This is a genomic window from Bacillus sp. AFS073361 (assembly GCF_002567005.1).
In the GTDB taxonomy this organism is placed as follows: domain Bacteria; phylum Bacillota; class Bacilli; order Bacillales; family Cytobacillaceae; genus Neobacillus.
In genome coordinates this window covers 1-7694 of the sequence record NZ_NUZU01000017.1, presented here as the reverse complement: position 1 = coordinate 7694, position 7694 = coordinate 1, and the positions used below count along the sequence as shown (strand labels likewise).

General features: G+C 33.5%; 9 protein-coding genes and 1 pseudogene. 8 read left to right on the top strand and 2 right to left on the bottom strand.

Going from position 1 to position 7694, the window contains the following annotated elements; translation table 11 throughout:
• Positions 1 to 121: 121 nt before the first annotated feature.
• Positions 122 to 1639 (bottom strand): COG4705 family protein, encoded by a 1518-nt coding sequence (locus COJ96_RS11105; RefSeq protein WP_098573012.1) that lies wholly within the window; start codon positions 1637 to 1639, stop codon positions 122 to 124.
• A gap of 667 nt (positions 1640 to 2306) precedes the next feature.
• On the opposite strand from COJ96_RS11105, the gene COJ96_RS11100 reads away from it, so the two are divergent.
• The 8 genes and pseudogenes from COJ96_RS11100 to COJ96_RS11065 all read left to right on the top strand — a co-directional run.
• The gene (locus COJ96_RS11100) at positions 2307 to 2516 is read left to right on the top strand and encodes a DUF5316 family protein (protein WP_098573011.1); all 210 of its coding nucleotides are present in this window, start codon (positions 2307 to 2309) and stop codon (positions 2514 to 2516) included.
• 562 nt (positions 2517 to 3078) lie between these two features.
• Complete coding sequence (locus COJ96_RS28615; RefSeq protein WP_179195816.1) at positions 3079 to 3237, top strand: hypothetical protein; 159 nt, start codon at positions 3079 to 3081, stop codon at positions 3235 to 3237.
• A gap of 192 nt (positions 3238 to 3429) precedes the next feature.
• Positions 3430 to 3690, top strand: a complete 261-nt coding sequence (locus tag COJ96_RS11095) for a hypothetical protein (protein WP_306460587.1) — start codon at positions 3430 to 3432, stop codon at positions 3688 to 3690.
• 138 nt (positions 3691 to 3828) lie between these two features.
• Positions 3829 to 4203 (top strand): VOC family protein, encoded by a 375-nt coding sequence (locus COJ96_RS11090; protein ID WP_098573010.1) that lies wholly within the window; start codon positions 3829 to 3831, stop codon positions 4201 to 4203.
• Between the two features lie 154 nt (positions 4204 to 4357).
• A complete protein-coding gene (locus COJ96_RS11085; protein WP_098573009.1) occupies positions 4358 to 4711 on the top strand; it encodes a VOC family protein in 354 nt (117 codons plus the stop codon).
• Positions 4712 to 5085: 374 nt separating this feature from the next.
• Complete coding sequence (locus COJ96_RS11075) at positions 5086 to 5370, top strand: ArsR/SmtB family transcription factor (RefSeq protein WP_098573007.1); 285 nt, start codon at positions 5086 to 5088, stop codon at positions 5368 to 5370.
• A 66-nt stretch (positions 5371 to 5436) separates the two neighbouring features.
• Positions 5437 to 6774: an MFS transporter gene (locus COJ96_RS11070; RefSeq protein ID WP_098573006.1), complete on the top strand. Its 1338-nt coding sequence runs from the start codon at positions 5437 to 5439 to the stop codon at positions 6772 to 6774.
• Positions 6775 to 6912: 138 nt separating this feature from the next.
• Positions 6913 to 6996 (top strand): annotated as a pseudogene (locus COJ96_RS11065) (GNAT family N-acetyltransferase); the annotation flags it as partial.
• 286 nt (positions 6997 to 7282) lie between these two features.
• On the opposite strand, the gene arr reads toward COJ96_RS11065, so the two are convergent.
• The gene (arr, locus tag COJ96_RS11060; RefSeq protein ID WP_098573013.1) at positions 7283 to 7684 is read right to left on the bottom strand and encodes an NAD(+)--rifampin ADP-ribosyltransferase; all 402 of its coding nucleotides are present in this window, start codon (positions 7682 to 7684) and stop codon (positions 7283 to 7285) included.
• Between the last annotated feature and the right edge of the window lie 10 nt (positions 7685 to 7694).

Below are 7694 nucleotides of genomic sequence, written 5' to 3'. Positions count from 1 at the left end.
TTCAATACATTTTCATTCTTTGTGGTGAAGAGCTGATTTTTAGCGATTCATGGATGGCTAATGGGCAGATTAATCAGAGTTCTATTTAAAAAGGAACCGCGATTTGCGATTCCTAAGATTATTATTTATCTGCTCTGTTTATGTTACTAAATGAATTGTTAAGAGCTGTTTTACACTTGTTTCCATCAGGATTCGATGAACGAACCGCTGCTAATACAACATCAATTGTTCCATCAATTTTCGTCCATGTAGCTCCATCGATTTTTCGAAGCGTAGGTTCCTGTGTGTCCCATTGATGTTCTAATTCATCTGCCCCTTTTTTTGCTGAAGCAAAGTCATTTTTGTTTACAGCGTTTAGTATATCATTTTCGATTTTTGCAAAATTGTTTAAATGTCCAGATAATTTAGTTTGTGACGCACCCGGTTTTGATGTTGATTTATTTGCAGCTTTTAAGACACTATGTGAATGAGTAAGTGCTGTATTGCTTTGATTAACATTAGGTTTTGAAGAACGAACTGCCGCAAGTACAGAGTCAATTGTTCCATCAATTTTTGTCCATGTAGTGCTATCAATTTTTCGAAGCTTAGGTTCTTGTGTATCCCACTGATGTTCCAAATTATCAGCGTCTTTTTTTGCTGAAGCAAAGTCGTTAATATTTACGGCGTTTAGCATATCATTTTCAATTTTAACAAAATCGTTTAATTGACCTGCTAATGTAGCTTGCTCTGTAGCACCTTGTGATGCAATATTATTACTACGCCAGTTATAACCACCTATACCAACAACTAAGAAAATTAAGAGTACAACAATCGTTTGTTTTAGCACATGTTTCTTATTTCCATTTCTTTGGTTGGTTTCCGCTATATCACTTTTAGCATTTGTATCAATTTTTGAAACGGCAAGGAAAACGATAATCGCTAAAATAGTGATAAGAAAAATCACACTCGTAACGGTTGTCCCGAGTCCTAATCCACCATTTACTTTTGATTGAGATAGGTAATCTCCAATTGACGCTCCAAGTGGACGAGTTAAAATATACGCAATCCAGAAAGCTAATACTCCGTCAAGTTTCAAAAATTTATAAGCAAAGAACACAAGAGCTATAATAATAACAACGCCTATTCCTGTGTTAAGATAACCAAAACCAAGTTGTTCGGAATATAAATCGCCGACTGCAGTTCCAAGTGCAAAGGTGAAAAGGATCGTAAGCCAGTAGAAAACCTCTCTTTTTCTATTGAAAATAGAGTGGATCGATAGTGTTTTTTCACTAAGATACCATAATAGAAAAGTCAGTCCTAGTAGCACCGAGAAAGCAGCTGTACTAACCTCAAGTGGTGCGCCCATATTATCTGTCAAGTTATCCGTTACCAATGTGCCAAATACGCTTATAAGAACAACTGTTACCCAGTAAATCGCTGGAACATATTTGCTTGCTTTAAATTGAAGAAACAATGCAATAAAAAATGCAACTCCCATAATAATGGTAGTAAGAGTTAAACCAAGTCCAATGTTGAAATTGATGAAATCAGCAAACGTTTCACCAACAGTTGTACACAAAATTTTGATGACCCAAAAGAAAATCGTCACTTGTGGCACTTTGTTAAGTAAAACTTTCATTTTATTTTGGTTTTCTTGCATTTATAATTTCCTTTCTTTAAAGTGGTTTCCCACAACTTAGTTTTATTTCTCTCTATAGAAGGATACATATCCAAATCCAAGTATACATTTAGGAAGTCAGCGCTATCCTCCCATAATGGTTGCCATAATCTTGACGATTTCAAAAAAAGGGTGGAATGTGATTCTTTGCTTAATATTCACCTATCTGAAGTTTCAATATGTTCAGACAATGCCGAGTTTTTCGAAAAATGTTCTCATCTCCTTTTTGGAAGTAGTCATTCTTTCGATTTCATTTTTTCATTTGAGCTCTACTTCTCTACTATATGATAAATTGGAGGTCTATTTATTAATAACTGATTAAAATTAACTTAAATGTCTATTAAGGATAAGCGGCATTTTTCTTATTGGACTTACGGTCTAGGAGTGTTGAAGAAGGGAAAGTAATTTTTCATACTAGGATGAGGAAAGGATAGAAGGGATTATTTGAAGCTATTTTACCAGAAAGGGGAAATATTAAGCTTTTCAAGACCATCCCAATTGGTACAGTTCTTTTTTATATTAAGCAACATTCAATTGAAATTCCTGAATAAGCTAAAGGAGCAGTATAGCGGAAAAAGGAAAACTAATATGAAACAAAGATACCCTTAATGCGTATGTATTGGTAGGCGGTTAAAAAGGGGGCATTTTATTGTTTCAGTTTTTTCTAATTGTGGGGATAGTAGGTATTATTATTTCAGGTGTTTTTATCGGGGCTTGGGTTGATGGAGACCGTCAAAGAGGAAATTTTTATTCAGAAACCCCAGAAGACAGAAATTCCAGAACGAAAATAGCGTTAATATCTGGTTTTGTCGGTATAATTTCTTTAGTAATTTCTGGGTTAATTTATGTTAAAGGATAAGAATTTGAAGTTTTTGAAATAGTCTTCTTCAATTAACGGGTGCTTTGCTTCAATAAGGTGCAAGGCATTTTTCTTATTCAAGTAACGGAGCAGGTTAATTGAAGAATGTTTCTTATATAGTACAGTTTAATTTAGGTTCAATTTTGATTTTGTTTGAGTAACCTTAAGCGAAAATATACCCCTAAACAAATTAAGCCTATAACTGCGTTGAGTATAACTTCCCACAATGATGAGTAAAAGGATTTAGATATTGCCCCTATTGCAAAAGCTGAGAACAAAATAAGCCAAACCCACGACTTATAGCGTTGATAATAAAATGATAACAATTTAAACAACTCCTTTGTTTTCTATCAATCTATATTTTACACTATTTGGAAACATCTGTAATGAATCGTTTTTGTCAAATTGAATGTAAAGGGATAATGAAAATATGTTGTTCTTTTGTGATTTAGTCACACACTTTTAAATTATTCGAAGCACAAAAACTAGTTTAATAATATTGTAAAAAAAAGTTAAATTTGTAATATAATATTAGTAATTCGTCTGTTAGTTTGGAGGTGTCATGATGATTTGGATTTATATTTTTACACCTATTATTATATTGGCTGGAATAGCCATTTATTTTGACAAAAAATCTGGGGCAACTTCACCAGATGAAAGAACAGCTGATAAGTTAGAGGAATATCCACCAGAAAATCCTTTCGGACCCAATAATTTTTGACCTTAAAATGATTCAATTACAACTTTTTAAAGACTTGTGAAGGATTGTACTTATAGTAACGGGGTGCAAGAGTTGAAGATCACTGCTGTCATTGAGGCAGCTTTTTTTATTGTGCTAACGAAGCAGGTTACTTAAAGAAGGTGCAATCAATAATAATGGAGAAATACTTAAAGTATTGTAAGGAGGGGTTTTATGGATTTAAGAATACATAGTGATTTTTCTAAAGTGAATCTTGATGAAATGAAGGAAATCTATTCTTCCGTCGGTTGGACAAAGCATACAAACGAGATTATCAAACAAGTATTCGAAGCAAGTAATGTCATAGCATTGGTTACAATAAATGGTCGGATTATTGGATTTGGTAGGGCGATGACAGAGGGTGTTTTTAATGCTGCAATTTATGACGTTATAGTACATACATTAGAAGGGTTAACATCCTTTAATGTTGAATAAAACATTATAGTGTGAATTTAATAAAAAAATGGAGATCTATATGACAATTGAGAACCTAAACCAATTAAGTAATGACTTCATTCACCGTTTATATAGATGAATCCCTAGACGATTCAAATAATTAAAGGAGTGGAAAGAATGAACAGTCCGATAAAGAACCAGATCAATACTATTTTTGTCCACGTCAGCGATTTAGAGAAGTCGGTAATTTGGTATTCACAATTACTTGGTCAAGCATACGATACGGCAGAAATCAGAAGGCCTGTATATAATATTGAAATTAACGATCATACTGGTTTAACTCTAGATGCAGGACCAGAAGAAATAATAAAAGAAGCGAACAATTACGAATATCCGTTATTTAATTTTCACACAGATCAAATCAATGCAGCCTATAATTACGTAAATAGTTTGGGATATAAAATTGAATCCGAAATTGTAAATTTTGATGATTTTTCTTATTTTACAATTAGTGATCCTGATAGAAATATTATTATGGTTTGTACTGGCTAATATAGAAATTTGCTTTAAAGAATACATCCTGCGACTTCTTGACTCAACAATTGAGGCACGTTTATCTAGGAGGGGCTAATACAACTTTTGCTTTAGTAAAGGAGTAACATAAAAAAGCGTATTATTTTAATAAATTCAATTTTAGGAGGTTCCAATGAATCCTGTTTTAAATCAAATCGGAACAGTCTTTATTCCTGTAAGTAATGTTGAAGAAGCACGAAAATGGTATTGTGAGATTTTGGGGTTAGATGAAGAAGGTGAGATTTTATTTGGACATTTATTTATTATACCAACATCGAATGGAACTGGAATTGTATTAGATAGCAAGATTTATTCAAAAGAAAATATTTTTAAAACTCCAGCTTTTCATTTTAATGCCCACGATATTGAAGCAGCCTATAGCTTTATGAAGGATAAGAATGTTGAATTAACAACAGAAATTGAGCATAATCACTGGTTTAATTTCAAAGACCCTTATGGAAACCATTTAATGGTGTGCAAATGTTAATTAATTTACCAATCAATGCATAGTTCATATTTTTATATTTTTAAAGGATAAAAAGCAAAGTCATATTAGAGAAAATTTGAAATCCAGATTTGTAAAAATAATCAATATTTTATTTCAAATTTTTTCTAGTATTTGACGAAAATACGATTTTTTGATTACAAGGGCATGGACACAGTCTTTTCTACGAGTTTTTAATAATATACAGAGAACAATGGGATTAGAAACAACTGTTTCCATATTTCTTTTACCCGAATCATTTTTAAGGTGCTGCTCTATTAGTTGAACTGGTTTGATCATCTGTGCATCCCGGCCAAATCCAAGAAAGTATTCGGCAAATAAGTTGACAATGTGAATTCTAATAATATAATAGTCATATGACTTTAGAACAAAACGATACGCAACGAATAAAAATATTTAATGCCTTAGCAGATGAAAAAAGGATCGCAATCATCCGCTTATTGTATTACGGAAACAATCGCCCGATGTGTACGGATATAGGAAGGAGTTTAGGTGTAAGTAAGTCCAATGGTTCCTATCATTTAAAAATTTTATCCGAAGCAGAGCTGGTGAAGATTGATCGTGAGGGTGTCATAAAATATGTCTCATTAAATGAGGAGACATTCACCCGCTATTTACCTGGGTTTTTGGCTACACTTTAATGTAGCCTCCTTTTTTGGTTGTTAGTTCTAAAGTTTTATGACTTTGAAATAACGGGGGAGAAATAGATGAATCAAAAAGAGAATAGGTTGATTATCACATTATGTTTAATCGTTTTATCCGGTGTAGCCAATTCACTTCTGTTTAATGTTGCCTTATTTGAAATGATGAATGGGCTTGAGGTGACAGCTTCCAAAATTAGCTGGGTGGTTATTTCCTATACTTTATTGATTGCCTTTGGTTCGATTACTTATAGTAAGCTAGCCTCTTATTTTCAAATTAAAAGTTTGTTGATTTTTGGGATTAGTTTATTCGTTACAGGTTCCCTTATAGGGTACACGACGAATGATTTTAGCGTTGTGGTCTTGGCCCGTATTATTCAAGCAGCGGGTGGCAGCTCGTTTATTGCATTATCCATGATCCTGACGAATCAGTATCTCACCTTCCCTAAACGCAATCTGGCTTTAACATTAATAGGTGCCTGTCTATCACTTGGTTCAGGAATAGGATTTTTGCTTGGAGGCTTCTTTACTCATTTTTTTGGCTGGCACTCCCTATTTTTATTAATGAGTATGGCTATTTTTACGTTACTAGGAATTATTTTGTTTGTGCCTTCCGGATATGCCAATCATAAGAAGCTTACCCAACCGTTTGATTTTTTAGGCTTCCTTTATTTATTGACTTTTGTCGTGACGTTTATTTTAGGAGTCAAATTAAATGGTTATTTGCTAATCATTACCGTGATATCTATATTATTTATAGGAATCCATGGCAAACGTCAAGATGTCGGGATATTTATGGATCTGTCAGTTTTTCGATTCTATGCCTTTAATCGGTTCCTTTTGCTTAGTTTTATTAATAGTGCTGCCATGGTGGGAATTATTTTTCTTTTTCCGTTATTAGCAGGACAGCAGTTTCATGTCTCTGCCTTGAAAACTGGCTTTATTTTGGCGGGGATATCAATCTTTTCCTTTTTGCTGAGCTTCGTAATAAGACCAGCAATAACCCGCATCCAAGGGAATGGTCGATTGGTCGTTGCTGTCGTCCTTCAATTCATTGGATTTCTGCTATTAGCCATCTTTGGAGTAAACCAATTTGCAGTGGCTAGTGTTGGCGTTGCCCTTATTAATATAAGCTTTACAATCCTTACCATTGTCATCAATATTGATATTCCCCACACGATAAAGAAGGAAAAAAGTGCAATGGGGCTGGGAATCTATAACTTAATCAACTTTTTAGGAATGTCATTTGGCCCTTCAATAGCGAGCCGAATCCTAAACGTGACATCAAGTTTCAGCCTGAGCTTTGGATTTTTCGTTAGTCTATTACTTATAGCATTGCTATTATCATGCGTGAGCAGCATTCCAGTCTCTTCAAGGAAGATAAAGCATTCACGTCAACTGTAATCTTACAAAACTGGTTAGATATTTTCTAGCCAGTTTTTTAGTGCATAAAACCTTTTGAATGGTTCTTTTAGCTTGGACATCTTTCATTCGTACACGGTCACAATAATTCCATCCATATTGTCACCTGAGATAGCCCTAGAAGGCATTGCTAAAAAAAACGCTAAGATAAACGGAAAGTGGGAAGACCATCAGGTTTTGGCCATCATTAATCCGAAAGATTAACTGATAAAGACACTTTGAAAATATTGACTTCGTTAATTCAGAAATCAATTGAAAAGTTTTAATTCACTACTTACTTTTAAAAATTACTTAGTAATGAAGCAACTGCACAAGAATGTGCAGTTGAAGAAAGGTTGCATTATAAACGGACATCCATCCCGTTAGATAAATTTATTAATTGGTGTTAATTGGAATGCGAAGGTAATTGGGGTAGAAATAGACCCTATTTAATTAGGATAAGAGTATTCTTAGATATTTATGAAGTAAGGGAAAAGATTAAATTTGAAAATTAATCGTATATCACATTTTTTCCTTCTTCACTTAATTTCTTTAAAGATGTAAGCATATGATTTATCTCTTCATCAGAGTGTCTTTCCCATGAAGCTAATTCAGCTATTATTTTTAGAGGTGATTTAGATCTATATGAGCGTGTTGGGTTTCCAGGAAATCTTTTATCAGTCAAGTTAGGATCATTTTCAAAATCCCCTAATGGTTCTACAATGTAGATTCTTTCTTTTGAATTAGATGTTGCTAATTCAGCACCCCATTTGGCAGCATTTAATGTTGCAGTAAAGTATATATGGTTAGATTTTTTTTCTTGGTAATTTGATAAGTGTTGAGGTTCTAATAAATCACCAATTTTTAATGCTGCTTTAGTACCATGAAAAAAAGGACCATTATCTGAGGACACTGCAAAACAC

Coding starts and splice junctions, on each gene's coding strand:
- COJ96_RS11105 (WP_098573012.1), bottom strand. CDS start 1,639: ATGCAAGAAAACCAAAATAAAATGAAAGTTTTACTTAACAAAGTGCCA.
- COJ96_RS11085 (WP_098573009.1), top strand. CDS start 4,358: ATGAATCCTGTTTTAAATCAAATCGGAACAGTCTTTATTCCTGTAAGT.
- COJ96_RS11095 (WP_306460587.1), top strand. CDS start 3,430: ATGGATTTAAGAATACATAGTGATTTTTCTAAAGTGAATCTTGATGAA.
- COJ96_RS11070 (WP_098573006.1), top strand. CDS start 5,437: ATGAATCAAAAAGAGAATAGGTTGATTATCACATTATGTTTAATCGTT.
- COJ96_RS11090 (WP_098573010.1), top strand. CDS start 3,829: ATGAACAGTCCGATAAAGAACCAGATCAATACTATTTTTGTCCACGTC.
- COJ96_RS28615 (WP_179195816.1), top strand. CDS start 3,079: ATGATGATTTGGATTTATATTTTTACACCTATTATTATATTGGCTGGA.
- COJ96_RS11075 (WP_098573007.1), top strand. CDS start 5,086: ATGACTTTAGAACAAAACGATACGCAACGAATAAAAATATTTAATGCC.